The 1,490-nt window shown below is 42.3% G+C and carries 1 protein-coding gene and 1 pseudogene; both read left to right on the forward strand.

What is annotated here, in order from left to right:
- Positions 1 to 171 (forward strand): annotated as a pseudogene (locus PX481_RS02255) (shikimate dehydrogenase); the annotation flags it as partial.
- 29 nt (positions 172 to 200) lie between these two features.
- The gene (locus PX481_RS02260; protein WP_002758265.1) at positions 201 to 1,244 is read left to right on the forward strand and encodes an AI-2E family transporter; all 1,044 of its coding nucleotides are present in this window, start codon (positions 201 to 203) and stop codon (positions 1,242 to 1,244) included.
- Positions 1,245 to 1,490: the final 246 nt, after the last annotated feature.

Raw genomic sequence — 1,490 nt, forward strand, 5'->3', positions numbered from 1 at the left:
ATTTATAATCCCCGGCCGACCAAATTTCTCCGGTTGGCCCGGACTAGAGGGATAAGAATTATTGATGGGTTAGAAATGTTAGTTAATCAGGGAGCGATCGCACTAGAAATCTGGTTAGGTCAACCCGTCCCCGTCTCGGTCATGCGGGAAGCTTTGTTAAAACAATTCTAAATGCTAAAATCCTATTTCTAGCTTTATTTATGCCCCCTTCTAGCTCCTTTTGGAAAACTCTGAATAACTCGATTCTAGTGCGCTATCTATTATTATTTGGCTGTGGCTGGAGTCTAATTATCTTAATTAACTATTTCTACGGGATGATCGCTATTTTTACTGGTTCGGCAGTCCTGGCCGCTCTATTAAATTATCCCGTGGTTTGGTTATCCCGTTATCTACCGAGAGGACTAGCCATTGCTATTACCACCCTAGTAGCTTTTATCCTCCTATTTAGATTAGTCACAGGCATAGGATTAGAAGCGGTTAATCAGGGGAGAGGACTACTATTCAATCTTACCGATGCCCTTAGTCAAAAAGATTTTTTACCCTTTCAAGACTTTCTTGATCGATTAGATTTAAATAAAATGGTGGGAAGCTTACAAACCGGTTTAGCCACGGGTTTATCGCTCGTACAGGGAGTTTTTTCCAGTGTCTTTACGGGCATTTTCGGGGCGGTGATCAGTGTTTATATGCTCATCGACGGTGATAAACTCTGGCGAGGTTTTTTGCAACTTCTCCCCATAGCATACCGGGAGCGTTTTGCCAAGTCTTTTCGACAAAGTTTTCTGGGATTTATTCGCGGGCAACTGTTGTTAATGCTCTTTTTATCGGTGACGAGTTTCTTAAGTTTTTCCCTATTAGGAATCAAATATGGGCTAATTTTAGCGAGCATTCTCGGTGTTATCGATGCTATCCCTGGTATCGGGGCAACCCTGGGCATTTTGTTGGTAACTATCTTGACTTTTACCTCCCAGGGACTAGCAATTGCCGTTAAAGCTTTTATTGTCTGTGTTGTCTTGGTGCAAATTCAAGATAATATTATTCGCCCTAAAGTTATGGGCAATGCCCTAGAATTAAACCCGGTAATTTTATTTTTATCTCTCTTTATCGGCGAAAGAGTTGCGGGATTATTAGGGGTTTTTCTATCCATTCCTATCGCCGGAATGATTGCGATCTGGATCGGATCGAGCGAAGAAAAACCAATAACAGCTTTAGAGGAAAATCAGTTAGGAGAAAGTCAAGAGAATTAAGAGCCGATCCCCAGTTTCTACTATACAATTAGGGAAATTTGTTATCTACAAAACTCGATCGCTAAGTAGGTAGGCGTTAAAAGTTATCAGATCCCCCCGCCTATCGGCACCCCCCTTATCAAGGGGGGATTAAGGGGGGATCGGCACCCCCCTTATCAAGGGGGGCAGGGGGGATCGAACCTAAAATTCATTTTTAATTTAATTATAACCAGCTACTTATTTTCCCCGTTTCCAAGCGACAAACGG

The sequence above is a fragment of the Microcystis sp. M53603_WE2 genome, from assembly GCF_030065435.1.